Annotated in this window: 19 protein-coding genes; 5 read left to right on the top strand and 14 right to left on the bottom strand. The window is 69.7% G+C overall.

The features are described 5' to 3' along the window. Positions 1 to 60 precede the first annotated feature (60 nt). From ACXJLH_RS03215 to ACXJLH_RS03235, 5 genes are all read left to right on the top strand, one after another. Positions 61 to 1923: an ATP-binding protein gene (locus tag ACXJLH_RS03215; protein ID WP_457442478.1), complete on the top strand. Its 1863-nt coding sequence runs from the start codon at positions 61 to 63 to the stop codon at positions 1921 to 1923. Positions 1924 to 2081: 158 nt separating this feature from the next. Beyond that, complete coding sequence (locus ACXJLH_RS03220) at positions 2082 to 3065, top strand: AEC family transporter (RefSeq protein WP_457389350.1); 984 nt, start codon at positions 2082 to 2084, stop codon at positions 3063 to 3065. A gap of 80 nt (positions 3066 to 3145) precedes the next feature. Next, a complete protein-coding gene (locus ACXJLH_RS03225; RefSeq protein ID WP_457442479.1) occupies positions 3146 to 5983 on the top strand; it encodes a M16 family metallopeptidase in 2838 nt (945 codons plus the stop codon). Positions 5984 to 6056: 73 nt separating this feature from the next. Continuing rightward, positions 6057 to 7862 carry a hypothetical protein gene (locus ACXJLH_RS03230; RefSeq protein ID WP_457442480.1) on the top strand — a complete coding sequence of 602 codons (1806 nt, stop codon included), beginning with the start codon at positions 6057 to 6059 and terminating at the stop codon, positions 7860 to 7862. A gap of 20 nt (positions 7863 to 7882) precedes the next feature. Then, positions 7883 to 9142, top strand: a complete 1260-nt coding sequence (locus ACXJLH_RS03235; RefSeq protein ID WP_056199759.1) for a glutamate-5-semialdehyde dehydrogenase — start codon at positions 7883 to 7885, stop codon at positions 9140 to 9142. A 936-nt stretch (positions 9143 to 10078) separates the two neighbouring features. Here the strand turns inward: ACXJLH_RS03235 and ACXJLH_RS03240 are convergent. The 14 genes from ACXJLH_RS03240 to ACXJLH_RS03305 form a co-directional block, all read right to left on the bottom strand. Next, positions 10079 to 11668 carry a DUF4139 domain-containing protein gene (locus ACXJLH_RS03240; RefSeq protein WP_457442481.1) on the bottom strand — a complete coding sequence of 530 codons (1590 nt, stop codon included), beginning with the start codon at positions 11666 to 11668 and terminating at the stop codon, positions 10079 to 10081. A gap of 87 nt (positions 11669 to 11755) precedes the next feature. Next, on the bottom strand, positions 11756 to 12811 hold the full coding sequence (locus ACXJLH_RS03245) for an adenosine deaminase (protein WP_457389356.1): 1056 nt from the start codon (positions 12809 to 12811) through the stop codon (positions 11756 to 11758). Between the two features lie 135 nt (positions 12812 to 12946). After that, positions 12947 to 14083 carry a BMP family ABC transporter substrate-binding protein gene (locus ACXJLH_RS03250; protein WP_457442482.1) on the bottom strand — a complete coding sequence of 379 codons (1137 nt, stop codon included), beginning with the start codon at positions 14081 to 14083 and terminating at the stop codon, positions 12947 to 12949. Positions 14084 to 14118: 35 nt separating this feature from the next. After that, positions 14119 to 15039, bottom strand: a complete 921-nt coding sequence (locus ACXJLH_RS03255) for an ABC transporter permease (RefSeq protein ID WP_457442483.1) — start codon at positions 15037 to 15039, stop codon at positions 14119 to 14121. A 73-nt stretch (positions 15040 to 15112) separates the two neighbouring features. Continuing rightward, complete coding sequence (locus ACXJLH_RS03260) at positions 15113 to 16192, bottom strand: ABC transporter permease (RefSeq protein WP_457442484.1); 1080 nt, start codon at positions 16190 to 16192, stop codon at positions 15113 to 15115. Next, positions 16179 to 17702 (bottom strand): ABC transporter ATP-binding protein, encoded by a 1524-nt coding sequence (locus ACXJLH_RS03265; RefSeq protein ID WP_457442485.1) that lies wholly within the window; start codon positions 17700 to 17702, stop codon positions 16179 to 16181. The genes ACXJLH_RS03260 and ACXJLH_RS03265 overlap by 14 nt, the downstream gene beginning before the upstream one ends. Before the next feature lie 19 nt (positions 17703 to 17721). Beyond that, positions 17722 to 18576 carry a hypothetical protein gene (locus ACXJLH_RS03270; RefSeq protein WP_056205666.1) on the bottom strand — a complete coding sequence of 285 codons (855 nt, stop codon included), beginning with the start codon at positions 18574 to 18576 and terminating at the stop codon, positions 17722 to 17724. 138 nt (positions 18577 to 18714) lie between these two features. Beyond that, positions 18715 to 19407 (bottom strand): GntR family transcriptional regulator, encoded by a 693-nt coding sequence (locus tag ACXJLH_RS03275; RefSeq protein WP_056205664.1) that lies wholly within the window; start codon positions 19405 to 19407, stop codon positions 18715 to 18717. Beyond that, complete coding sequence (gene hpxZ / locus ACXJLH_RS03280) at positions 19404 to 19844, bottom strand: oxalurate catabolism protein HpxZ (RefSeq protein WP_457442486.1); 441 nt, start codon at positions 19842 to 19844, stop codon at positions 19404 to 19406. Before hpxZ ends, ACXJLH_RS03275 begins: the two co-directional genes overlap by 4 nt. Next, positions 19841 to 21643, bottom strand: a complete 1803-nt coding sequence (gene atzF / locus ACXJLH_RS03285) for an allophanate hydrolase (protein WP_457442487.1) — start codon at positions 21641 to 21643, stop codon at positions 19841 to 19843. The genes hpxZ and atzF overlap by 4 nt, the downstream gene beginning before the upstream one ends. Next, positions 21640 to 22314: a cysteine hydrolase family protein gene (locus ACXJLH_RS03290; RefSeq protein WP_056205655.1), complete on the bottom strand. Its 675-nt coding sequence runs from the start codon at positions 22312 to 22314 to the stop codon at positions 21640 to 21642. Before ACXJLH_RS03290 ends, atzF begins: the two co-directional genes overlap by 4 nt. Next, positions 22311 to 23843: an ABC transporter ATP-binding protein gene (locus ACXJLH_RS03295; RefSeq protein WP_457442488.1), complete on the bottom strand. Its 1533-nt coding sequence runs from the start codon at positions 23841 to 23843 to the stop codon at positions 22311 to 22313. The genes ACXJLH_RS03290 and ACXJLH_RS03295 overlap by 4 nt, the downstream gene beginning before the upstream one ends. A gap of 9 nt (positions 23844 to 23852) precedes the next feature. Then, complete coding sequence (biuH, locus tag ACXJLH_RS03300) at positions 23853 to 24545, bottom strand: biuret amidohydrolase (protein WP_056205651.1); 693 nt, start codon at positions 24543 to 24545, stop codon at positions 23853 to 23855. Between the two features lie 17 nt (positions 24546 to 24562). Next, positions 24563 to 25489: an ABC transporter permease gene (locus ACXJLH_RS03305; protein ID WP_056205649.1), complete on the bottom strand. Its 927-nt coding sequence runs from the start codon at positions 25487 to 25489 to the stop codon at positions 24563 to 24565. Positions 25490 to 25532: the final 43 nt, after the last annotated feature.

Genomic DNA, 25532 nt, shown 5'->3' on the forward strand with positions numbered 1-25532 from the left:
CGGCGCCACAGCATTTATGCTCGCCGCATGGCCTGACAAGGCTGCACCGGGGGAGAAGGGATGGCGTTGGCACCGATCAGCATCGGCATACAGACGCGCCTGACGGCCGGCATTGCGCTGGTTGCGAGCCTGCTGGTGCTGGCGGTGGGCTGGTACTGGACGACACACGAAGAGGCCGAGCTGATGGCCGGCCTGCGCCAGCGCGAGGCGCGCATGGCTGGCCTCATCGAGCGCGGTTTCGCGGGCCCGATCTGGAACCTAGACCATGTCGCCATCGAGAACCTGCTCGACGCCGTCATGGCCGACCCCGAGGTGCATGCCATCGAGCTCAAGGGCCTGGGCCTGCGCGGCGGCCAGGCGCGGCGCGGCCGCGACACCCCGGCCGTGGGGCCGCTGCGACGCGAGTTCGCCATCACCTACCAGCCCGCGGCTGACACGGCCGGCACCCAGGTCGCCTCGGCCGTTCTCACCGTTACGCGTGATCTCATCGACGAGCAGATCAGCCGCACCCGCCTCTTCGTCGTCGAGCTGCTGGCCGTCGTCGTCATCGGCATCGTCATCGCCAGCTCCCTGCTCGTGCAATGGCTGGTGCGCCGGCCGGTGCTGAAGCTGGGCGCCCTGGCCCAGCGCGTTGCCAAGGGCGACCTCGGTGCGCAGGAGACCGTGGAGCGCGGCGACGAGATCGGCGAGCTGACGATGCGCTTCAACGCCATGAGCCTGAAGCTGCGCAGCGCGGCTGACCAGGTGCAGCTCAGCTCCGAAGGCCTGCGCGCCAGCGAGGCGCGCTACCGCAGCCTGTTCGAGAACGCGACCGAGGGCGTCTTCCAGGCCGACGCCGATGGCCGCGTGCTCAGCATGAACCGCGCCTTCACGCAGATGCTGGGCCTGGGTTCGCAAAGCCCCGTGGGGCGGCGGCTGCGCGAGCTGTCCGGCATTGACCGGCATGAGATGCAGCGCGTCGCCGCCGTCATGAACGAGCAGGGCAAGATCCAGCAATGCCAACTGCAGCTCCGCGGCGCGGGTGGCCGGCCGTTGTGGGTCGAGCTGAACGCGCACTGGGTTGAGGGCGAGAGCGGCCAGCGTCGCATCGAGGGCATGGTCAGCGACATCTCGCTGCGCCGCCAGGCCGAGGCCGAGTTGACCCGCCACCGCGACCACCTCGAAGAACTCGTCAACGAGCGCACCGCCGAACTCAGCGAGGCCAAGCTGCGCGCCGAAAGCGCCAACCAGGCCAAGGGCCGTTTCCTGGCGACCATGAGCCACGAGTTCCGCACGCCGCTGAATGCCATCCTGGGCTTCACGCAGCTGATGCAGATGGATGCCGCCATTCCCGCCGGCCAGCAGGCCAAGCTGCAGTTGATGCGTGACTCCGGCCTGCATCTGCTGGAGCTCATCAACGACGTGCTGGACATGGCCAGCATCGAGGCCGGCAAGGTCTCGCTGAAAGCCGGGTCCGTGGACCTGCGCGCCCTCATCGACATGGCCTGCGACAGCGTGCGCCTGCGCGCCGAGCAGAAGGGCCTGGCCTTCTGGCTGGACATCGACGCCCGCCTGCCGACCCAGGTCATCGCCGACGGCCAGCGCCTGCGCCAGGTGCTGCTCAACCTGCTGTCCAACGCCGTCAAGTTCACCGACAGCGGCAGCGTGCAGCTCGACGCGCGCGTCGTCGAGCTCGATGCCAGGCACACGCGGCTGCGCTTCGAGGTCAGCGACACCGGCATCGGCATGACACCGGCCCAGCAGGCGCGGCTCTTCCAGGCCTTCGAGCAGGTGTCCGATGCCTCGCGCCACCTCGGCGGCACGGGCCTCGGGCTGTCCATCAGCCAGCAGCTCGTGCGGCTGATGGGCAGCCAGATCCTGGTGCAGAGCACGGCGGGGCAGGGCAGCAGCTTTGTGTTCGAACTTCGTCTTCCTCTGGCGTGAGCTTCTTTGACGCATTTCGGGCCGAGCGCTGGGCCGCTCCCGAGCCGGCCCGCCTTGGCGATGTGCTTGCCGGTCGATCCGGCAAGCATCGCCGTCCCCTCGGGGGACCGATTGGGCGCGCCGGCGTTCAGCGCGGCGAGACCAGGCGAGGGGCCTGAATGACCTGGGCAATTGCGGCGAAGCTGCTGGCGATATTGGTTGCGGTGGCCATCGGCTGGGCCGTCGGCCGCATGCGCTGGCTGGGCGGTGGCGAGGCGGGCAGTGACAGCGACCCGGCCCGCGTGCTGGCCAATGCGGCCTTCTACATCTTCGTGCCGGCCCTGCTGTTCCGTACCACGGCGCGGCTGGATACGGCGGCGCTGCCCTGGGCCTTCCTGTTCGCCTTCTTCGTGCCGGTGCTGGTGCTGATCGCGCTGCTCTACGTGCTGTACCGCGGGCTGCGCAAGCCGGGTGAGAACGTCGTCGCGCCCAGCGTCAGGGCCATCACGGCAGGCTTTGGCAACACGCTGCAGGTGGGCCTGCCGGTTGCGGCCGGCGTGTTCGGCGAGAAAGGCCTGGCCATCCACATCGCCGTGGTGAGCCTGCATGCGCTGTCGATACTCACGCTGCTGACCGCCATCGTCGAGCTCGACCTGGCGCGTGAGCGCAGCACCGGCAATCTGGCCGGCACGCTGCTGCAGACCGTGCGCAACACCGTCATCCACCCCGTCGTGCTGCCGGTGCTGGCCGGCCTGGCCTGGAACGCGACCGGCCTCACCCTGCCCGCCGTGGCCGACGAGGCGCTGCAAAGCCTGGGCACGGCCGTCGTGCCGCTGTGCCTGACGCTGATCGGCATGTCCCTGGCCTATTACGGCTGGCCACGCACCTGGCGCGGCCTGGCCGGGCTGGTGCTGGCCAAGCTGCTGCTGATGCCGGCCGTGGTGCTTGGCGTCGCGCATTGGGGCCTGGGGCTGAATGGCATGCCGCTGGCCGTCATCGTCATGATTGCGGCGCTGCCGACCGGCTCCAACGCGCTGATCTTTGCCCAGCGCTACCGCGCGCTGGAGGCCGAGGTCACGGCCGCCACCGTCGTCTCCACCATCCTTTACGTCGCCACGGCGCCACTTTGGCTGGCACTGCTCGCCTGGCTGTCGCCTTGGTAGGCTCATGGTGACTCCCGGCACTTCCGCACCGTGTTGAACACGTCGCCCAATCCCGCATTGCCCTTCGAGGACCGATACGAATGAAAGCTCCCGCCCCCCGCCGTCTCGTCGCGCTGCTGGCCCTGGCCGGCGCCCTCTCGGCCGCCCTGCCCGCGGGCGCCGCCCCTGAATCCGCGATGAAGGGTGCGGTCAACACCGAGGCCGGCCAGCTCGCCGTGCGCCAGGAGAAGCTCACCCTGGCCAATGGCTTCGAGGTCATCCTCGTCGAGGACCACCGCCTGCCGCTGGTGGCCTTCAACCTGTGGGTGCATGCCGGCCCGCGCAACGAGGCCAAGGGCCAGACCGGCTTTGCCCACCTGTTCGAGCACCTGATGTTCGCCGGCAGCAAGCACATCCCGCGCGGCGAATTCGACAAATTCGTCGACGCCGCCGGCGGCACCGACAGCAATGGCTCGACCAACTTCGACCGCACCAACTACTTCTTCACGCTGCCGTCCAACCAGCTCGAACTCGGCCTGTGGCTGAAGGCCGACATGCTGGGCTACATGATCGACGAGGTCGATTCGGTGTCCCTGGCCAACCAGCAGGACGTGGTGCGCAACGAGCGCCGCCAGAGCTTCGAGAACCGGCCCTACGGCATCGTCGAGGAGGCGATGTACCAGGCCCTCTACCCCGAAGGCCACCCCTACCGCGCCGCCGTCATCGGCTCGCATGCCGACATCCAGGGCATCCAGCTCAAGGACGTGAAGGACTTTGCCCGCACCTACTACCGGCCCAACAACGCCACCCTGGTGCTGGCCGGCGACTTCGACCCCAAGCAGGCCAAGGCCCTGGTGCAGAAGTATTTCGGCTCGCTGAAGGCCGGCGCCAAGGTGCCGGAGGTCAAGGTCGCCATGCCCGAGATCACGAAGGAGCGTCGCCTCGTCGTGACCGACCGCATCGAGCTGTCGCGCCTGAACCTCGCCTGGCACACGCCGCCCATGTTCGCAGCCGGTGACGCCGAGCTGGACGTCGCCGCTCATGTGCTGGGTGGTGGCAAGGCCAGCCGCCTGTACGGCCTGCTGGTGCGCGACAAGCAGCTCGCCCAGAGCGTGCAGGTGGGGCAGGACTCGCAGTCGCTGAGCTCGATCTTCAACATCGAGATCGTCGCCCGCCCTGGCGCGTCGCTGGACGAGATCGAGAAGCTGGTTGACGCCGAGATCGCCAAACTGGCCGCCACGCCGCCCACGGAGGCCGAGCTGGGCCAGGCCCGCGCCACCATCCAGACCCAGCTGCTGCAGCGCATGGAGAAGGTGACGTCGCTGGCCGACCTCATCAACCACTACAACCAGATGGCCGGCGACCCCGGCTTTGTCGGCAAGGACCTGGCGCGTTATGGGCAGCTGGGCCCGGCCAACGTCAGTGCCACCGTCACGCAATGGCTCAAGAAGGACCACCGCGTCGTCGTGCAAGCGAAGCCTGGCGAGCAGGTGCTGCCGCCCGAGGTGGCCACGCCGCCGGCGCCCACCAAGGCCGCCAAGGGTGAGCGCGAGTCGCTGAACGCGGCCGAGGCCTGGCGCGCCAAGCCGCCCGGTGCCGCCAAGGCCAAGGCGCTGACGCTGCCCGCCGCGCAGAGCTTCACGCTGGCCAATGGACTGACCGTCATCTACTCGCCCAAGCCCGGCCTGCCGCTGGTGAGCGCCGCCCTGGTGGTGCGTGCCGGCCAGGGCGCCAACCCGGCGGACAAGCCTGGCCTGGCCGGCTTCACCGCCGCCATGCTGCCCGAGGGCACCAAGACGCGCAGCGCCCAGCAGATTGCCGAAGCTGCCGCGGTCCTGGGCGCCACGCTGAACGCCCAGGCCGGCAGCGAGGAGGCGCGCATCGACTTCTCCGGCCTCAAGGCCAGTGCCAAGGAAGGCCTGGGCCTGCTGGCCGACCTGGCGCTCAATCCGGCCTTTGCCGCGCCCGAGATCGAGCGCCTGAAGGCGCAGCGCCTGGCCGCCCTGGCCCAGATGCGCGAGCAGGCGCCGCTGCTGGCCAATGCCGTCGGCAACCGCGTGACCTATGGCGAGGGCCACCCGCTCAGCGCCAATGCGCTGGGCACCGAGGCCAGCATCAAGGCCGTGGATGGCGCTGCGCTGCGTGCCTTCTGGCAGGCCCATTACCGCCCCGAGCGCGCGGCCCTGGTGGTTGCCGGTGACCTGACAGAGGCCGAGCTGCGGGCGCTGATCGAACCGCTGTTCGGCGCCTGGAAGGGCGAGGGCGCCGCTGCAGCCGCCGCGCCGCTGCCCGCGTCCAGGCCTATCGCCGCGCGCACCGTCGTCGTCGACAAGCCCGGCGCGCCGCAGACGGCCCTGGCCGTCGTCTCGCCCGGCCCCTTCGCCGCCGCGCCCGATGCAGCCGCCATCAATGTCATGAATGCGGCCCTGGGTGGCCTCTTCACGTCGCGCATCAACAACCAGCTGCGCGAGGTCAAGGGCTACACCTATGGCATCCATTCCGGCTACACCATGGGCCGCGAGCGCGGCCAGTTCGGCATCCGCGGCAGCGTGCGCACCGACGTGACCGGCCCGGCCCTGGTCGACATGTGGAAGGAGATCGAGGGCATGCGCGCCAAGCCCATGGGCGCGGCCGAACTGGGCCGCGTGCGCAACGCCCAGCTGCTGTCGCTGCCGGGCCTGTTCGACACCAACCTCGCGGTCGTGGCCGGCTACTCGGGCAATTGGTCCGCGGGCCGGCCGCTGGACGCGATCACCGAGCTGCCGAAGAAGGTCGGTGCCGTCACCGCTGCCACCGCGCTGAAGGCCGCCCAACAGCACCTCGACCCGGCCCAGCTCATCGTCGTGGCGGTGGGCGACAAGGCCAAGATCGTGCCGCAGCTGGAAGCGATTGGCCGCAAGCCCGAGGTTCGCGACGCCGAGGGCAAACCACTGCCCTGATCCGGCCCTGATTGCGGCCGCGCGGCGCTGGTGCGAGCATGCCCTCCTGGCCCCTGCCGGGCCTGGAGGTCGCATGCCATCACGCCATCACCCCGCCACCCGCCTGCTGCAGGCCCTTGCCGCGCTGGGCCTCGTTGCCCTGACCGGCAGTGCCGATACGGCCGCCGCCTTTGACCCGCTGCTGAGTAGCCCCGGTGGCGTCTGCGCCCCGTCAGTGGCCGGTCGGCCCGTGCTGCTGCAGGCCCTGCTGGCCTCGGCCGCCTCCGCACCCAGGACGGAGACCGCGCCCTTCCAGCCCGCGCCCATGAAGGCGGCGCCGGGCGACGTGCCGCTCTACAAGGACTTGGGGCGCATGAGCTTCAAGCTCGAGCATGCGTCGCCCAAGGTGCAGGCCTATTTCGACCAGGGCCTGCGCCTGTCCTTCGCCTTCAACCATGCCGAGGCGCAGCGTGCCTTCCAGGCCGCGCAGAAGCTCGACCCCGGCTGCGCCCTGTGCTTCTGGGGCGAGTCCCTGGTGCTGGGGCCCAACATCAATGTGCCCATGCAGGTCGAGGCCAACGCGCCTGCCTGGGCTGCACTGCAGCGCGCCATCGCGCTCAAGGACAAGCTGCCGCCGCGTGAACGCGTCCTCATCGAAGCCCTGCAGCAGCGCTATGCCGCAGAGCCACCGGCCGATCGCAGTGCCCTGGACGCCGCCTATGCCGACGCGATGAAGCGCGTCGCCGCCCAGTTCCCCGGCGAGGACCTGATGCAGGTGCTCTACGCCGAGGCCGCCATGGACACCCAGCCCTGGGACTACTGGGAGGCCGCCGGCGCAAAGCCCAAGGGCCGCACGGCCGACATCGTGGCCGCGCTGGAGACCGTGCTCAAGCGCCGCCCCAACCATGCCGCCGCCATCCACCTCTACATCCATGCCGTCGAGGCCTCGACACGGCCCGAGCGCGCGCTGGAGTCCGCGCGCCGCCTGGCCGCGCAGATGCCCGGCGCCGGCCACATCGTGCACATGCCGGCCCACATCTACTACCGCGTCGGCCTGTACCGCGAGTCACTGGATGCCAACCGCCAGGCCATCGCCGTCGACGAGGCCTATTTCAAGAGCTCGCCGTCCGACCCGCTCTACCGCTCGGCCTACTACCCGCACAACATCCATTTCCTGATGGTGTCGGCCCAGATGGGTGGTGCGGCCAAGACAGCCATCGACGCGGCGGCCAAGCTCGACGCGTCCATGCCCGTCGACGTCGTCAAGGCCTTCCCCATCATGCAGCCCGTCAAGGCCGCGCCCTACACGACGCACGCCCAGTTCAGCCCGCCCGATGTCATCCTGAAGCTGGCCGCGCCACCCGACGACCTGGTGCTGGTGCGCGTCATGTACCACTACGCCCGCGCGCTGGCCCAGGCGGCCCGCCACGACGCGGCGGCGGCCCGGCTCGAGATCGACGCCATCACGGCGCTGGAGAAGGGCGCCGACTTCAAGCCCTTCGATGCCTGGGGCATCCCGGCCCAGGCCATCGCGCAGACGGCCCGCCTCGTCGCCAGCGCTCGCCTGGCCGATGCCCAGGGCGACCTGGCCGGTGCCGCTGCCGCGCTGGAGCAGGCCGTCGCCATCGAGGAGGGCCTGGCCTACACCGAGCCGGCCTATTGGTACTACCCCGTGCGCCAGTCCCTGGGCGCCGTGCGCCTGCGCCAGGGCCGGCTGGACGAGGCCGAGAAAGCCCTGCGGGATTCGCTCGCCCGCGTGCGCAACAACGGCTGGGCGCTGGCGGCCCTGGCCGAGGTCTACAGGAAGCGCGGCGACACGGCCGCCGAGAACAGCGCTCGCCAGGCGTTGAGCAAGGCTTGGTTCGGCGCGGAGGGCGGCCCAGACCTTACGAAGCTGTAGGTCGAGGGTCGTCGACGAAAATGGCGGCCATGAGCCTGCCTGCCTACATGGACGACCTCGGCCGCGCCGCCCGCGCCGCCGCCACCGCAATGGCCGCCGCCCCGACGGCCGCCAAGAACGCCGCACTGCTGGCCCTGGCCCGCCGCCTTCGCGAGGCCGGCCCGGCGCTCGCCGACGCCAATGCCCGCGACCTGGCTGGCGCCGCCGAGCTCAGCGGCCCGTTGCGCGACCGCCTGAAACTCGACGCCAAGACGCTGGCGACGGTCGCCGAAGGCTGCGAGCAGATCGCCGCCATGCCCGACCCCATCGGCGAGATCACCGGCGTGAAGCGCCGCCCGACCGGCATCAGCGTCGGCCACATGCGCGTGCCGCTGGGGGTGTTCGGCATGATCTACGAGAGCCGACCCAACGTGACGATCGAGGCCGCCTCGCTGGCCATCAAGAGCGGCAACGCCTGCATTCTGCGCGGCGGGTCGGAGGCGATTCACTCCAACCTTGCCCTGGCCGAGCTGGTGGCCGCATCACTGGAAGAAGCCGGCCTGCCGCGCGCCGCCGTGCAGCTCGTCAACACGACGGACCGCGCCGCCGTGGGGCTGTTGATCAGCTCGCCGCAATGGGTGGACGTCATCATTCCGCGCGGCGGCAAGGGGCTGATCGAGCGAATCTCTGCCGAGGCCAAGGTGCCCGTCATCAAGCATCTGGACGGCAACTGCCACAGCTATGTCGATGCCGAGGTGGACCTGGAGCAGGCCCTCAAGGTCGTCGACAACGCCAAGACGCAGAAGTACAGCCCCTGCAACGCGACCGAGTCGCTGCTGGTCCACGCGGCCCAGGCGCCGGCCTTCCTGCCGCGCATCGCGGCCATCTTCAAGGCCAAGGGCGTGGAGATGCGCGGCTGCCTGCGGACTTTGGCTTTGGTGCCTGGTGCGGTGCCGGCGACGGAGGAAGACTGGTCCACCGAATACCTCGCCCCCATCATCAGCATCAAGGTGGTCGATTCACTTGACGAAGCCATTGCCCACATCAATCGCTATGGATCGCATCACACGGATGCGATCCTGACGACGAATCATCCCAACGCGATGCGATTCCTGCGCGAGGTGGATTCGGCCAGCGTGATGGTCAATGCCAGCACGCGCTTTGCGGATGGCTTTGAGTATGGGCTGGGTGCCGAGATCGGCATCTCCACCGACAAGTTCCACGCCCGCGGGCCGGTGGGGCTGGAGGGGCTGACGTCGATGAAGTGGGTGGTGTTGGGGCAGGGTGAGGTGAGGGGCTGAGGGTCGGCGCATGTGGCGCCATTTCAGTTGAGGGCGTGAATGAAAAGTCTTCTTTCTTTAGGTTCTTTGTTGCTTGCTGCGGCCGTGGCGGCGCAGCCAGCGACTGAGCCAGTTTCTCGTCTTCAATCGGAACTAGATGCAGCGGCACGATGCGGACAAGCAGTCCGGATGGTGGTGAAGGCGGACGAAGCCTTTTCAGATAACAAAGAGTTGCGTGACCGCCTTCTGAGGTCCACTCTCGACAAAGTGAGAAAAACGAACGAGTGGGGCAGACAGACTCCAGATGACGCGGAGTTGCTCTTGGCAGCAGCCGCAGTCGATTCCTTCCCCTCGCGAAATCGACCTGAGGTGCGAGACCAACTACTCACTAGTTCTGCAGCGCTATGTGCTATCCAGGCGAACAAGATTGATAGAAACGCTTCGCCGGCATTGAACATGGCTTGCCATGGGGACTCGGATTGCGCCGCCGGACATAGTTGCCGGAGCAAGTCTGGTGGTGGGACAGTCTGCAAGACATCGTCTGTTGAGGGTCGATAGCTCGGTAGCCTGGCGGGTCCAGGCCCGCCATCGCTCTGACTTTCCGACGGTTGGCTTCTGCGAGAGGCCCATGCCGGGAGTTCGCCCCGGCGGGCGACCTTCTTTTTGAGCGACCAAAAAGAAGGCAAAAAGTCGCCCCCGATCCGCCCGCCCCWCCGCTGCGCTGAGGGGTTCCCTGCGCTGCTCAGCCCTTGAGGGCCCGCGCAAAACTCGCGCCGCTACGCTCTGCTCAAACAGTTGCGCGGAGTCAGTTCTTGAAGTGCGCTGCGCGCACGCCCTCAAGGCCCTGCGCTGCTCGGCGGGCTCAAAGGGGGGGTGATTGAACAGCCCGGTGGCGGCCTGCTTTCGGGTTTGACTGTTGCGGCTGCAGGGGAGAGCTTTTTGCCTACCCCGAACCGCTCAACGCAACCCCGTCACCTGCGCCTCCTTCGGCGCACTGATCACATAGTCCGCCATGAACCGCTGGCTGGCTCCCGCCGCCAGCGGCAGTTCCCACATCACCAGCCCTGCCTGCTTGCGCCACGCCTGAGTCGTCGGCACCGGGCTGAACTGAGACTGCACCTTGATGTCCTCGTGTTGCGACACGGGCGCGGCCTCGATGAGCTGCAGGGTCACCGTGCCCGCCGTGTGGCGGTTCTCGACGACGTAGGCGCGGCCATAGCGGTGCTCTGCTCGCGTGCTGATGAAGCCGGTGTTGCCGGCATTGCGCTGCTCGGGCTCAACCAGCACGCGCAGCGCGTCGTCGCGGCCGAAGGGCAGCTCCAGGCGCTCGTCGCCGCTGGCGATATTGAACAGGGTGCTGCCCACCAKCGCGCCGTCGCGCACCAGTTGCACGGCGCCGCGTGGCCAGGCGCCGGCGGGTTTGGCGGCGTCGGCCACGAGATAGGCGGCAGTCTCGCTTTGCGGCTGCACGCGTGCCAGCACCTTGGCCTGCAGCTTCTCGCTGCCGAGCGTCAGGCTGGCGCGCTGGGTGCCGCTGTCGACGGTGACGCGCAGCGGCAGCACGAACTCGGTCGCGTAACTGCCCTCGAACACCCCGAGGTCGAAGCGCTCCAGCTTGCCTGCCGCCTCTTCGGCGGCGGTCCGGCTGACGAGGTTGGCCCGTTGGCCTGTCACGACCACCGAATCGGCAACTGACATCGCGGGTGCCGGCACGCGGGCGGTCGCCAGGTCGAGCTGCCAGGGCCGGGGAGAGCCGGGCCCGACCTTCTGAGCCACCTGCGCCGTTGTCAGCCGCAGCTTCACGTTCTTCCAGTCCTCGCCGCTTTGCTGCGACACCTGGGCCAGGCGCTCCAGGTTCAGCGCGCCCGAGGTGGTGTCCAGCAGTGCGCGGTAGCTCGGCGCCCAGCCGGCCTGCGTCACCCGGTAGTTCAGCTTCAGCTCGGCCTCGCGAGCGGTCGACAGCCGCAGGCGCAGGCTGCGCCATTGCGGGTTGGCTGCGGCCACGTGGTCGCGCTCGGCCTTGAGCGGGGCGAGCTGCTTGTCCAGGTCTTCCAGCTGGCGGCGGATGGCGGCTTGGCGCAGCAGGCCCTCCAACGCGGTCTTGCGGATCGTGTCTGCCGTCGCGCCGATGCCTGTGGCCGGTGTGGCCCGTGCCTCGCCAGCGCCCAGGGCCTTGAGGTAGCCGAGGCCGGTGTCCAGTGCGCTTGACTCGGCGGTCAGCGTGTCGCGCTGGCCCTCCAGCTTGCGGACCTGCTCATCCAGCGGGCTGTTCGCGCACTCGGGCACGCGTTCGCGCGGCAGCGTTTCCAGTTGCACCGGCCCGAGGTTGACGCTGGCGGGCGCCTCGATCTGCAGCGAGTCAGGGTCGAAGCGGGCCGACAGGCAGTTCAGCACCAGCTCGCGCGCGCCGGCCGCGACGGTGGCCAGCCGCGTGACCTGGGCGCCGCCCGGGTAGACGAGGACTTCGTCGATGTGTGATGCCGGTGCGGCTGCCAGTACGCTGCCAGCTCCCAGGGCGGTGGCCAGGCTGAAAACGGTCGATTTCATGTTGTTGCTCCCCAGGCGAAGGCGCCCACGCGGCGCGGAAGTTACCACCTGGTGAGGCGGGCCGCGGCGAACCGCAGTGGGCGGCTCCTAGACCACCGCCCGCGCGAACTCGGCGTTCAGCGCCGCCACCCAGGGGGCGCGGGCCGGCGGTGGCAGGAAGCTCGCTTCGAGGCTGTTGCGCAGCAGCTGATAAGCCTCGCGCGCGCCCCATTGAGGCAGAGCGTCGAACAGCGCCGACAGGTTCTTGTTGAGGTAGCCGCCGAAGTAGGCCGGATCGTCGGAGTTGATGGTCACGGCCAGGCCGGCGGCCAGCAGCTGTGGCAGCGGGTGCATGGCCAGGTCGGGCACGACGCAGAGCTTGACGTTGGACAGCGGGCAGACCGTCAGCGGCATGCGCTCAAGCGCAAGGCGGTGCATCAGCGCCGGGCTCTCTATGGCCCGCACGCCGTGGTCGATGCGCTCCACGCGCAGCAGGTCGAGGGCCTCTTCGATGTAGGTCGGTGGCCCCTCCTCGCCGGCATGGGCAACGCGGTGCAGGCCCAGCTCGGCGCAGCGCACGAACACGCGCGTGAACTTGCTTGGCGGGTTGCCGCGCTCCGAGCTGTCCAGCCCGACGCCGATGAAATGCGCGCGGTAGGGCAGGGCTTGTTCCAGCGTGGCGAAGGCGTCAGCCTCGCTCAGATGGCGCAGGAAGCACAGGATGAGCGCGGCGCTGACCCCCAGCTTTTCGCGCGCATCGGTGCAGGCGCGCGACAGGCCCTGGATGATCGTGCCCATGGGCACACCGCGCGCCGTGTGCGTCTGCGGGTCGAAGAACAGCTCGGCATGGACGACGTGGTCGCGTGCGGCCTTCTCGAAGTAGGCCCAGGCCATGTCGTAGAAGTCCTGCTCGTGCAGCAGCACGCTGGCCCCGGCGTAGTAGATGTCCAGGAAGCTCTGCAGGTCGGTGAAGGCATAGGCCGCGCGCAGCGCCTCCACGCTGGCATAGGGCAGGGCCACGCCATTGCGTGCCGCCAGCGCAAAGATCAGCTCGGGCTCCAGCGAGCCCTCGATGTGGATGTGCAGCTCGGCCTTGGGGCTGCGTGCCAGCAGGCCGGAAAGGGCTGAGCGCGGGATGCGGTCGAAGTCGATTTCAGTACTCATGGCCGTAGTGTCTTTGTGGGCCGAGCGCCGGGCCGTTCCCAAGCCGGCCCGTCTGGCGATGTGCTTGCGGCTCAATGCCGCAAGCATCGCCGTCCCCTCGGGGGACCGGCCAAGGTACTCCTTGGCCGAGGGGCTTCATTTCGCGCCAGGGACTTTGCCCTCGACACCTTTGACGAAGAACTTGATGCCGCCCAGGAAGGCATCGTCCGCCACGGCATCCTTGGCCAGCACTTCCTTGCCGGTGTTGTCGACCAGCGGGCCCTTCCAGATCGAGAAGCTGCCGTCCTTGAGGCCGGCCTTGACCTGCTCGACCTTGGCCTTGGCCTCGGCCGGCACGTCGTCGGCGAGGGAGACGATGTCGATGGCGCCTTCCTTCACGCCCCACCAGGCCTTGCCGGTGGCCCACTTGCCGTCCAGCGCGTCACGCGTGGCCTTGATGTAGTACGGTGCCCAGTTGATGACGGCCGAAGCCAGGTGGGCCTTGGGGCCGTAGGCCTTCATGTCGGAGTCCCAGCCGAAGGCGCGCTTGCCCTTTTCCTCGGCGGTCTTGAGCACCGCGGCGGAGTCGGTGTTCTGCATCAGCACGTCGGCGCCGCCGTTGATCAGCGCGGTGGCGGCCTCGGTTTCCTTCGGCGGGTCGAACCACTCGTTGACCCAGACCACCTTGGTCTTGACCTTGGGGTTCACGCTCTGCGCGCCCAGCGTGAAGCTGTTGATGTTGCGGATGACCTCGGGGATGGGGATGGAGCCGACCACGCCGAGGGTGTTGGTCTTGGTCATGGACCCGGCGATGACGCCGGCCAGGTAGGCGCCCTCGTAGGTGCGGCTGTCGTAGGTGCGCAGGTTCTCGGCCGTCTTGTAGCCGGTGGCATGCTCGAACTTCACGTCCTTGTGCTCGGCCGCGACCTTGAGCATGGGCTCCATGTAGCCGAAGGTGGTGCCGAACACCAGCTTGTTGCCCTGGCCCACCAGGTCGTTGAAGACGCGTTCGGCGTCGGCGGCCTCGGGCACTTTCTCGACGAAGCTGGTGGCGATCTTGTCGCCGAACTCCTTCTCCAACGCCTTGCGGGCGTTGTCGTGCGCAAACGTCCAGCCGCCGTCACCCACCGGGCCGACGTAGGCGAAGGCGATCTTCAGCGGCTCGGGTTTGGCGACGGCGGCGGACGCGGGCAGCGCGGCGGCGGGGGGCTCTTCCTTCTTGGAGCAGCCCGCGAGTGCGGCGGCGGCCAGTGCGGCAAGCGCGAAGGTCCGGCGGGTGGCAAGGGATGTCATGCGTTTCTCCTGGGTGAGCGGTTGAGACAAGGAATTCAATGGCCGGGTTTGAAAGGCTTGCCAAGCGACGCCGGCATGTTGGCCTTGATCCAGGCCGGGTTGCGCGAGATCAGCACCAGCACGGCGATGGTGGCGAGGTAGGGCAGCATGCTCAGCCAGTGGCTGGAGATGGCGATGCCTTCGCTTTGCAGGTGGAACTGCAGCATCGTCACGCCGCCGAACAGGTAGGCCCCGAGCAGCACGCGGGCCGGCCGCCAGGTGGCGAAGGTGGTCAGCGCCAGTGCGATCCAGCCCTTGCCGGCCACCATGCCCTCCACCCACAGCGGCGTGTAGATGAGGGACAGGTAGGCGCCGGCCAGGCCGCACAGCGCGCCGCCGGCGGCCACGGCGGCGAGGCGGATGCGCCGCACCGGGTAGCCCAGCGCATGGGCCGACTCAGGCGACTCGCCCACCGCGCGCAGCACCAGCCCCGCCCGCGTGCGGTACAGGAAGAAGTGCAGCGCCACCGCCAGCGCCATGGCCAGGTAGACGACCGGGTGGTGCTCGAACAGCGCCTTGCCCAGCACCGGCAAATCGGCCAGGCCGGGTAGGGCCCAGTGCGCCCGCTCGGCCAGCCGTTGCTGCGTGTACTCGATGCCCACGAAGGCCGAGAAGCCGGCGCCGAACAGGCTCAGCGCCAGCCCGGTGGCGTATGGGTTGGTGTTGAGCCAGATCACCAGCAGCCCGAAGAACAGCGACAGCACGACGCCCGCCGCCATGCCGGCGATGAAGCCCAGCAGGTCGGAGCCGCTGTGTACCGCGGTGGCAAAGCCGGCGATGGCCGCCACCAGCATCAGCCCCTCGGTGCCCAGGTTGACGATGCCGGCCCGCTCATTGATCAGCAGGCCCAGGCCGGCGATGGCCAGCACGGTGCCGGCGCTCAGCGTGGCGGCAATGAGCAAGGCAATCTCGTTCATTGATGCACCCTTCGGCCTTCGGCCTGTCCCGCCAAGCGGGAGCGAGCTTGCTTGGGGCGGCCCGGCGCGGCGCTCATGCCGCCGCCCTCGCCTTGACCGCCGCCACCCAGCGCATGCGGTATTGCAGTCCGTGGTCGCAGGCCAGCAGCGTGAATAGCAATACGCCCTGGAAGACGCTGGTCAACGCCTTGGGCAGGCCCATGCGGCTTTGGGCCAGCTCGCCGCCGATGTAGAACATGCTCATCAGCACCGACGAGAAGACGATGCCCACCGGATGCAGCCGGCCGACGAAGGCCACGATGATGGCCGCGAAGCCATAGCCCACCGGCACATAGGGCGTCAGCTGCCCCAGCGGCCCGGCCACCTCGAAGGCGCCTGCCAGCCCCGCCATGCCGCCCGACAGCAGCAGTGCCGTCCACAGCGCGCTGCGCGACGAGAAGCCGGCATAGCGCGCGGCGGCCGGGGCGATGCCGCCGACCGTCAACGCATAGCCGCGGTAGGTGCGGAACTGGAACACCGCGAAGGCCGCCACGGCCAGCAGCGCGATGATCACGCCCACGTTCATGCGCAACCCGTTCACCAGGCGCGGCAGCCGCGTCGAGGCCGCGAACAGCACGGTCTGCGGGAAGTTGTAGCCATCCGGGTCCTTCCAGGGCCCGTAGACCAGGTAGTTCAGCAGCAGCGTGGCCACATAGACCAGCATCAGGCTGACCAGGATCTCGTTGGTGTTGAAGCGGTCGCGCAGCAGCGCCACGACCCCGGCCCACAACATGCCGCCCGCGACACCGCCGAGCAGCACCGGCACGACGAACCAGGCGGAGGTGCCGGGCCCGGCCTGCATGGCCACCCAGCCGGCGCCCAGAGCGCCAAGCACGAACTGGCCCTCGGCGCCGATGTTCCAGATGTTGGCGCGAAAGCACACCGCCAGGCCCAGCGCGATCAGTGCCAGCGGCACGGCCTTGACGCTGAGTTCCGAGAGTGCCCGGCCATTCTTCAGCGGCTCGACGAAGAACAGCCGCAACGCCTGCAGCGGGTCCTTGCCCAGGGCCGTGAACAGCAGCACGCCGATGGCCACGGTGAGCGCCAGCGCCAGCAGCGGCGCGGCCACGGCCAGCAGCATGGAGGTTTGCGTGCGCGGCTCAAGCCTGAGCATGGACCGGCTCCTCCGCAGTCGCGGGCCACAGCCCCGACATCCATTCGCCGACCTGCTCGCGCGTGGCCTGGGGCGTGGGCACCGACGGCGACAGCCGGCCGTCGGCGATGACGTGCAGCCGGTCGCAGATCTCGAACAACTCGTCCAGCTCCTCGCTGAACACCAGCAGCGCGCAGCCCTGGTTGCGCAGCCGCAGCAGCTCGCCGCGGATCTGCGCGGCGGCGCCCACGTCCACGCCCCAGGTCGGCTGGGCAATGATCAGCAGCTTCGGCTGCGCGTCGATCTCGCGGCCGACGATGAACTTCTGCAGGTTGCCGCCCGACAGCGTGCGGGCCGTCGCGTCGGGGCCCGAGGCCTTGACGCGGAAGTTGTCGATCAGCCTGGCCGCCAGCCGGCGCGCCTGGGCGATGCGTATCCAGCCACCCCGGCCCACCGCCTCGGTGCGCGTCAGCAGCGTGTTCATGGCCAGCGACAGCGTCGGTACCGCGCCGCGGCCCAGGCGCTCCTCGGGCACGAAGTGCAGCCCGGCGGCGCGGCGCCGGCCCGGCGTGGCGCGGGCGATGTCCTGATCGAAGAGCTGGATGGTCCCTGCCGCCGCGCGCGGGTCCTCGCCCGACAGCGCCGCGAGCAGCTCCTGCTGGCCGTTGCCCGACACGCCCGCCACGCCGACGATCTCGCCGGCGCAGACGTCGAAGGCGATGTCCTTGAGCGTGACGCCGAAAGGGTCGAGCTGCTCAAGGCCAAGTTCAGCCACGCGCAGCACGTGTGCGCCGCGCTGGCCTTCGCGGGCGGTGAGCACCGGCGCATCGGCGCCGATCATCAGCCGCGACAGGCTGGCGTTGGTTTCCTGGCGCGGGTCGACCTCGCCCACCACGCGGCCGCCGCGCAGCACCGTGCAGTGGTCGCACAGCGAGCGGATCTCATGCAGCTTGTGGCTGATGTAGAGGATGGAGCAGCCCTCGCCGCTCAGCTTGCGTAGCGTCACGAACAGGCTTTCGACGGCCTGCGGCGTCAGCACCGAGGTGGGCTCGTCCAGGATCAGCAGCTGCGGCCGCGTCAGCAGCGCACGCACGATCTCGACGCGCTGGCGCTCGCCGACGCTGAGCGTGTGCACCGGGCGGGCCGGGTCCACATGCAGGCCGTACTGCGCCGACACCACCCGCGTCTGCTCGGCCACCTCGGCCAGCGAGCCCGACTTGTCCAGCCCCAGCCAGATGTTCTCGGCGGCGGTCAGCGTGTCGAACAGCGAGAAGTGCTGGTAGACCATGCTGATGCCCAGCGCGCGGGCCTGCGCCGGGCTGGCCACTTCGACCTCGCGGCCGTTCCAGGCGATCTGCCCGGCGTCCGGCTTCGTGGCGCCGTAGATGATCTTCATCAGCGTCGACTTGCCGGCACCGTTCTCGCCGAGCACGGCGTGGATCTGGCCCGGCGCGACCTTGAGGTGCACGCCATCGTTGGCGCGCACTCCTGGGTACTGTTTCGTGATGCCGATCAATTCAAGGCGAGACATGCCGGACGTCGCGGGAACTTCAGAAGTGGTATTCCGCGCGGATCATCGGCGTCTTTGCGAATGCGCCGCTGCCGGCCGGACCCTTGTACGGGTTGCCGAACTTGTTGCGCCAGTACTGGTACTCCAGCCCCACCTTGAACTTGTTCGGCGTCGCGCCGGTGGCGGCGCCCACGTCGTACATGATCTGGCCGTCGAAGTTGGTCTCGGGGCCTGTTGCGCCGCCGAACTCGTCCGTGCCCTTGCTGGCGATGTAGTTGGCAAAGCCTTCGAAGGCCAGGGGCAGCTTACCCAGCGGGATGCTCCAGGCCGCCGTCAGCATCACATGGCTCTTGTAGTCGTAGCGCGGCGTCGCCGTGCCGCTGAACTTGTTGTACGGCGCGTTGCTTTCCTTCAGCAGCAGCAGGCTGACGTTGAGGAAGCCAGGCACATCCATCATCAACGTGGGGCCGAGCACGAGCATCTGCTTGCGCGAGTTGTAGCCGGCATCCACCTTCACATTGGCATCGAAACCGGCGGTGAGGCCCACGCCACGGACGGGGCCGAAGGCGATGGGGCTGCCGGTGATCTTGCCGAAGTCCAGCGTGTGGCGATAGACGATGTAAACCTCGCTGGCGCCGCTGCCGGAGTTGGGGCTGGACGGGTCCTTCTTGTCGGACAGCAGCAGGTCGACGTTGAAGAAGTTGGTGCCGTAGGCGTAGCCGCTGGCATGGTTGAGGTCGAGGATGTTCTTGTGGATGTCGTTCGTGCCGAAGGGCTCGGCGAACTTGGTGCCGTAGCGGTAGCCGATGGAGGTGTCGGCCCAGTCGGCGGCCTGGGTGGCGCCGGCGGCGAAGGCGGCGAGGGCGGTGCAAAGCAGGCGTGCGGTGGGTTTCAAGGCAAAGCTCCTAGGGGGTGGATGAAGAACGCGTGAATTGACTCTTGGCGGCCGGCATCGCCATGGCCGCTCGCACGAACCGGCATCGTGGGCTCATGCAATTCATGTGCCATTCGCATGCCCAGGAGCCGCACGGCATCAGCTGCTCCGCCTGGCGCGGTAAAGCATGTCGAGCGTGATGTGCCGCACTTCGAGCTTGCTCTGCTGGATGTGGGCGCGCAGCAGGCGCTGGGCTTCGTCGGTGCGCCGCCGCGTGATGGTGCGCAGGATGCGGGCATGCTCGTCGTAGGTTGCATCCACGCGCGCGGGTTTGGTGAAGTCCAGCCGCCGGATGATGCGGATGCGTTCGGTGATTTCCCTGTGCACGCGGACCATCTCGCGATTGCCACTGCCCTGCACCAGCAGCGCATGGAAGCGCTCGTCCAGCGCCCCTACCTCTGCCGCGTCGGCCAGGCGCTCGGCAGGCGGCACCATCCAGATGTCGGCCAGTTGCTGCAGCTCGGGCCGTTGCTCGTGCTCGCAGAGGTGGCGTGCGGCCTCGCACTCGATGAGGGTGCGCAGGTCGTAGAGCTCGTCCATCACGTCGAAGTCCAGCGGCGCCACCTGCCAGCCCAGGCGCGGCAGCAGTTGCAGGAAGCCCTCGCGCTCCAGCCGCTGCAGGGCGGCGCGCAGCGGCGTGCGGCTGACGACGACGCGCTGCGCCAACTCGGTCTCGGAGACGCGGTCTCCGGGCATCAGCGCAAAGTCAAAGATCATCTGCTTGAGCCGCACGTAGGCCTGGTCGGCCAGGCTCGGGGCTTCGGCGGGCGGGGTGGGGGCGGGCTGGGTCACGGCAAGGTCGCGGGAGTCTCGGGCTCCACGATTGTTGGCGTGCCGCAGGCGAAGGGAATCATGCTGACGTGGGCCGCCACGATGCGCCAGCCCTCGGGCAGCCGCACCCAGGTCTGCGTCTGGAAGCCGCGCAGCGGCGTGTCGCTGCGCACGAACTCGACCTGCGCCACCGCCATGTCGGGCCCGAAGGCGTGCAGGCGCAGGTGCTCCAGCCGCCGCGTGAAGGCCGGCGCGGGCGTGGCGGCGCGGTAGGCCTCCAGCTCGGCGATGCCCCATTGCCGGTCGGCGATGCCGTAGCGCGTGACGCGCGCGTCCTGCCAGAAGAAGGCGTTGAGCGCGGCCACGTCATTGCCCATCAGCGCCTGCTCGTAGGCGTCGAACACGGCGCCGAGCTCGGCCAGCACGGCGGGGTCGTCGAAGCGAGCGGCGTCCATCATGACGAAGCCAGGAAGGCGCGCCAGCCGCCGTGATGGCTGATGTCGGGTGCACCCAGCAGCGCGGCGCCTTCGCAGATGAAGCCCTTGACCCAGCGGCCGTCGGCCAGCTCCAGATTGCCGAGACCCAGCGGCGGCGGGATCAGCGCCAGCAGCGAGCCGACGCTGGCCACCGGCAGTTCGTAGACCTCCACCTCGATGGCGTGGCCGGCCTCGCCTTCAGGCACACGGGCCAGGCCGGGCTTGGGCGGTACGGTGCCTGGCAGTGCGTGCAGGCGGTAGCGCGGCGCCGTTTGCGTGCGGGCCTGCAGCCGCGCGCCGCGCTCCTGCAGCTGGCCATGCAGCGGCAGGCCCTGCAGATGGGCACCGACGACAGCCAGCAGCAGCGTCGGCTCGCTCAGCGGCCGGGCTTGCACGCGGCGGTCGGCCGGGCGGGCCTCGCGCAGGCGCGCGCCCAGCGACGCGGGGCCGGCTGCCTCCCAGCGCAGCCCGAAGTCGACCAGCGCCGCGTCGGCGCCGCCCGGGGCGATCAGCGTGATGCCGAAGGGCAGCGGGGATTTGTCATCGGGCAGCTGGCAAGGCAGGGCCAGCGCCGACCAGCCCAGCAGGTTGACGAAGTTGGTGTAGCGGCCCAGCTCGCTGTTGCGCAGCACCGGCTCGGCGGCCACGGCGGCGCGCGTGGGGCAGGTGGGTGCGGTGGGCACGAGCAGCGCATCGACCTGCTGCCACAGGCTTTGCAGCTCGGCGCGCAGAGTCTCCAGTTCGTAGCGGCCACGGAAGGCGGCCACTGCGTCGTGGTTGCGGCCTTGCGTGATGACGTGGGCCACGGTGGGGTCGAAGGCCTCGGGTTCGGCGGCGAGCAGGGTGTCGACAACGCTCAGCCGCTCGGCCACCCAGGGGCCTTCGTACAGCAGCTTGGCGACTTCGAAAAGCGGCTCGAAGTCCAGCACCACCAGCTCGGCGCCCAGCGCGCGGGCACGGGCCTGCGCGGCCTCGAAGGCGGCCGGCCAGCCCAGGGCGGCGTCGCAGCCAGGCTCCAGCGGCACACCCAGGCGCAGCGCCGCGCGGGCGCCACCCAGCCAGGGCGGGCGCGGCGCGGCGACGTGGAAGCGCGCCTCGTCGCCTTCGGCGCCCTCGAACAACGAGAACGCCAGCGCCGCGTCGGCCACGGTCAGCGCGAACACGCTCACCACGTCCAGCGTGCGGCAGGCCGGCAGCACGCCGCGCATGGGCACGCTGCCCGGCGTGGGCTTGAGGCCGACGAGGTGGTTGAAGCCGGCCGGCACGCGGCCCGAGCCGGCGGTGTCGGTGCCCAGGGCCAGCGGTACCAGGCCCCGCGCCACCACCGAGGCCGAGCCCGAGCTGGAGCCGCCGCTCACGTATTCCGGCGCGAAGCTGTTGGGCACTTCGCCGTACGGCGAGCGGGTGCCGACGAGGCCGGTGGCGAACTGGTCGAGGTTGGTCTTGCCGACGACGATGGCGCCGGCCGCTTGCAGGCGCTGCACGCAGGTGGCCGAGTGCTCGGGCTGGTGGGCGAAGGCCGGGCAGGCGGCCGTGGTGGGCATGCCGGCGACGTCGATGTTGTCCTTCACGGCCAGCGGCACGCCCCACAGCGGCGTGGCGGGGCCGCGCGGTGGCAGCGCGGCGAGCTGGGCGACGAGCTGCTCGGGCGTGCAGACGTGGATCCACGCAGGGTCGGTGGGTTGCAGCCGGGCCAGCAGGTCGGTCAGCAGGATGTAGGGGCCTGCGCCAGCGGCGTAGGCGGCCTGCCAGTCGGCGACGGTGTGCAGGGTTTCGGTCATGTGATCGCTTCGATGACTGCGCTCGACGGCGCTGCCCAGCCGACGATGGCGCCCTGGGCCGTCAGCATGGCCAGCGCGGCGGCCTTGAATTCGGGGAAGTAGCTGGCGGAGCCGTCTTCGATCAGCAGGCACTCGTAGCCGCGATCGTTGGCTTCGCGCATCGACGTCTGCACGCAGACCTCGGTGGTCACGCCCATGAACAGCAGGTGGGTGATGCCGCGCTCCTTCAGCAGCGCGTCCACCGGCGTGGCGTAGAACATGCCCTTGCCGGGCTTGTCCACCACCAGTTCGCCCGGCAGCGGCGCCAGCTCGGGAATGATCTCGGCGCCGGGCTCGCCGGCAATCAGGACGCGGCCCATGGGCCCGACGTCGCCGATGCGCAGCGACGGCTGGCCGCGCAGCCGCTTGGCCGGCGGGCAGTCGCTGAGGTCGGGGCGGTGGGCCTCGCGGGTGTGCAGCACCACAGCTTCGATGGCACGCCAGGCGTCGAGCATGCGGCGCACGGCCGGCACGATGGCCTGCAGCCGCGTCACGTCGTTGCCGAGGCTGGCGCCGAAGCCGCCGGGCTCGATGAAGTCGCGCTGCATGTCGATGACGACCAGCGCCGTGTGCGCCGGGTTGAAGGTGTAGGGAAAGGGTTGCGCGGTTGCCAGCGTGAGCAGCGTGTTCATGCGTGCCCCTTTCCGCCCATGAATTCGCCGAGCGACTGGCGCGTGGCTTCCGCAGCGGGCACGTCATGCACGATGCGGCCTTCGCTCATGACGACGATGCGGTCGGCCAGCGCCAGCAGCTCGTCCAGGTCCTCGCTGACGAGCAGCACGGCCGCACCCCGGTTGCGTGCGGCCGTCAGGCGGCCGTGGATCTCGGCGACGGCGGCGAAGTCCAGCCCGAAGACGGGGTTGCTGACCAGCAGCAGCTCGGACTCGCCGGCCAGTTCGCGGGCCAGCACGGCGCGCTGCACGTTGCCGCCCGACAGCGTGCGGATGGCGGCGCGCTCGCCCTGGGTCTTGACGCCGTACTCGGCGATCCATTCGCGCGCACGCTGGCGCAGCGCGCCCCAGCGCACCAGGCCGCCGCGCGCCCAGGGTGCCTCGTCGAAGCTGCGCAGCGCCATGTTCTGCGCCACGCTCAAGGGGCCGACGCAGGCATTGGCCAGCGGCTCCTCGGGCAGGCTGCGCACCTTGCGGGCGCGGTTCTCGGCGCGCCGCGCCAGGAAGGGCTGGTCGTCCACCATCACCCGGCCGGCGAGGCGGGCGCGCTGGCCCACCAGGGCCTGCATCAGCTCGCGCTGGCCGTTGCCGCTGACGCCGGCAATGCCGACGATCTCGCCGCGCCGCACGTCCAGGCTCAGGGCACGCACGGCGGGCTCGCCGCGGTCGCCCATCACGTCCAGGGCCTCGATGGCGAGCTTGACTTCACCGGGCGGACGCGTTTCGCGCACCCACGTCGGGCGCATGACCGCGCTGCGGCCCTCGCCCACCATCGCAGTGGCCAGGCTGTCGGGCGTGCAGTCGGCCACGGCGCCGGTGGCCGCCAGCGCGCCCTTGCGCAGCACGCTCACGTCGTCGGCATAGGCCATCACCTCGCGGAACTTGTGCGTGATCATCAGCACCGAGCAGGCCATGGCGTGCGCCTGCTCGCGCAGCGCGCCCAGCACCTCGTCGGCCTCCTGCGGCGTCAGCACCGAGGTGGGCTCGTCGAGGATGAGCAGGCGCGGCTTGAGGAACAGCTGCTTGAGGATCTCGAGCTTCTGCCTCTCGCCGGCCGACAGCTCGCCGGGCCAGGCGTCCAGCGGCAGGCGAAAAGGTGCCGTGTCCATGAAGGCCTGCAGCTCGGCGCGGGCAGCCTTCCAGTCCACGACCATGGGCAGGTGGCCGCGCGCCAGCAGCAGGTTCTCGGCGACGCTCATGCCGGGCACGACGGTGAAGTGCTGGTAGACCATGCCCAGGCCGAGGTCGCGGGCCACGACGGGCGAGGCGATCTCGCGCTCGCGGCCGTCCACCAGCACGGCGCCGTCGTCAGGGCGGTGGTAGCCGACGATGGCCTTCACCAGCGTGCTTTTGCCCGCGCCGTTCTCACCCAGCAGCGCATGCACGGTGCCGGGCCGCACGGTGAGGGAGACGTCATCCAGTGCCGTGAAGCTGCCGAAGCGCTTGGTGAGGCGGTAGGTATCGAGCTGCAGGGCGTGCGGGTGGGACATGGCCGCGGCTCAGAGTTGCGCCAGCAGGTCGAGCACGGCGGCCGAGTCGGCCACCGCGCCGAACACGCCGCCCTGCATCTGGATCATGTTGAGCGCGGCGGCGTGGTTGCCAGGATCGGTGGCGCCGGTGCAGTCCGACAGCATCAGGCATTCGAAGCCGCGGTCGTTGGCCTCGCGCATGGTCGTGTGCACGCACACGTCGGTGGTGATGCCGGTGAGGATGAGGTTGCGGATGCCGCGCGTGTGCAGGATCAGCTCCAGGTCGGTCGCGCAGAAGCTGCCCTTGCCGGGCTTGTCGATGACGGGCTCGCCCGCGGCGGGGTAGAGCTCGGGAATGATGTCCCAGCCCGGTTCGCCGCGCACGAGGATGCGGCCACAGGGCCCGGCGTCACCGATGCCGCGGCCCGCGGTGCCAATCTGCCGCGAGCGCCACAGCTTGTTGGCCGGCAGGTCGGACAGGTCGGGGCGGTGGCCCTCGCGGGTGTGGATGACGTGCATGCCTTTGCGGCGCGCGGCGGCCAGCAGCACCTTCAGCGGGGCGATGGGCGCGCGCGTCAGCGACAGGTCGTAGCCCATCTTGTCGACGTAGCCACCGATGCCGCAGAAGTCGGTCTGCATGTCGATGATGACAAGCGCCGTGTTGTTCGGGCTGATGTTGCCGTCGAAGGGCCAGGCATAGGGTTTTGAACGCAGGGTCGGCATGGTCGGGTTCCTTCGGTTCAACGGGACACACCGAGTTCGGCGGGCGCACCTTTGAGGGACTGGCTCGGCGTGCAGGTGGCCACGAGGATGAGCAGGGTCAGCGCGTAGGGCATGGCGTTGAACAGGTAGTAGCCGCCGCTCACGCCCACGCTCTGCAGCGCCGGGCCGATGGCGCCCGCGCCGCCGAACAGCAGCGCCGCGCCCAGGCAGCGCCAGGGGCGCCAGCGCGCAAAGATGACCAGGGCCACGGCGATCAGGCCCTGGCCGCTGGACAGGCCTTCGTTCCAGCTGCCGGGGTAGTACAGCGACAGTGACGCCCCGCCCAGGCCGGCAATGGCGCCGCCCACCGTGGTGGCGGCGATGCGTACGCCGTTGACCGAGTAGCCCAGTGCCCGCGCGGCATCGCTGCTGTCGCCGGCCATGCGCACGACCAGCCCCCAGCGCGTGTTCTTGAAGCCCCAGGCCAGCAGCGCGGCCAGCGCCACGCCGATGGGGAAGAGGGCGTTGACCGACAGCGCGGTCTGCACGGCGGACGAGTCGCTCCAGGCGCCCAGCGGCAGCGACGGGATCTGCGGCGCCTGCGGCTGGATCAGCGGCTTGCCCAGGTAGAAGGCCAGGCCCGCGCCCAGCAGCATCAGCGCAATGCCGGTGGCGATGTCGGACACGCGCGGCAGCGAGCACAGCAGCCCGTGCAGCAGGGCCAGCAGCGCGCCGCAGCCGCTGGCCGCCAACACGCCCAGCCACGGCGAGCCGCTGAGGTAGGCGCCGCCGAAGCCGGCCATGGCGCTGAAGACGAGCACGCCTTCGAGGCCGAGGTTGATGCGGCCGCTCTTCTCGGTCAGGCACTCGCCGAGGCTGACGAAGAGGAAGGGCGTGCCCACCCGTAGCGCGCCGCCGATGACGGCGAGCAGCAGGTCGGGGATGACGTTCAGCGTGAGGCTCATTGGTGCACCCTTCGGCCTGCGGCCTGTCCCGCCAAGCGGGAGC

It is taken from the genome of Roseateles sp. P5_E4 (assembly GCF_054049255.1).

What these genes read in the sequence shown, in the direction of transcription:
- ACXJLH_RS03305 (WP_056205649.1), bottom strand. Translation starts at nt 25,489, where the DNA reads ATGAGCCTCACGCTGAACGTCATCCCCGACCTGCTGCTCGCCGTCATC.
- hpxZ (WP_457442486.1), bottom strand. Translation starts at nt 19,844, where the DNA reads ATGATGGACGCCGCTCGCTTCGACGACCCCGCCGTGCTGGCCGAGCTC.
- ACXJLH_RS03250 (WP_457442482.1), bottom strand. Translation starts at nt 14,083, where the DNA reads ATGACATCCCTTGCCACCCGCCGGACCTTCGCGCTTGCCGCACTGGCC.
- ACXJLH_RS03245 (WP_457389356.1), bottom strand. Translation starts at nt 12,811, where the DNA reads ATGAGTACTGAAATCGACTTCGACCGCATCCCGCGCTCAGCCCTTTCC.
- ACXJLH_RS03295 (WP_457442488.1), bottom strand. Translation starts at nt 23,843, where the DNA reads ATGTCCCACCCGCACGCCCTGCAGCTCGATACCTACCGCCTCACCAAG.
- ACXJLH_RS03215 (WP_457442478.1), top strand. Translation starts at nt 61, where the DNA reads ATGGCGTTGGCACCGATCAGCATCGGCATACAGACGCGCCTGACGGCC.
- ACXJLH_RS03235 (WP_056199759.1), top strand. Translation starts at nt 7,883, where the DNA reads ATGGCGGCCATGAGCCTGCCTGCCTACATGGACGACCTCGGCCGCGCC.
- ACXJLH_RS03230 (WP_457442480.1), top strand. Translation starts at nt 6,057, where the DNA reads ATGCCATCACGCCATCACCCCGCCACCCGCCTGCTGCAGGCCCTTGCC.
- ACXJLH_RS03265 (WP_457442485.1), bottom strand. Translation starts at nt 17,702, where the DNA reads ATGTCTCGCCTTGAATTGATCGGCATCACGAAACAGTACCCAGGAGTG.
- ACXJLH_RS03225 (WP_457442479.1), top strand. Translation starts at nt 3,146, where the DNA reads ATGAAAGCTCCCGCCCCCCGCCGTCTCGTCGCGCTGCTGGCCCTGGCC.
- ACXJLH_RS03290 (WP_056205655.1), bottom strand. Translation starts at nt 22,314, where the DNA reads ATGAACACGCTGCTCACGCTGGCAACCGCGCAACCCTTTCCCTACACC.
- ACXJLH_RS03260 (WP_457442484.1), bottom strand. Translation starts at nt 16,192, where the DNA reads ATGCTCAGGCTTGAGCCGCGCACGCAAACCTCCATGCTGCTGGCCGTG.
- ACXJLH_RS03220 (WP_457389350.1), top strand. Translation starts at nt 2,082, where the DNA reads ATGACCTGGGCAATTGCGGCGAAGCTGCTGGCGATATTGGTTGCGGTG.
- biuH (WP_056205651.1), bottom strand. Translation starts at nt 24,545, where the DNA reads ATGCCGACCCTGCGTTCAAAACCCTATGCCTGGCCCTTCGACGGCAAC.
- ACXJLH_RS03255 (WP_457442483.1), bottom strand. Translation starts at nt 15,039, where the DNA reads ATGAACGAGATTGCCTTGCTCATTGCCGCCACGCTGAGCGCCGGCACC.
- atzF (WP_457442487.1), bottom strand. Translation starts at nt 21,643, where the DNA reads ATGACCGAAACCCTGCACACCGTCGCCGACTGGCAGGCCGCCTACGCC.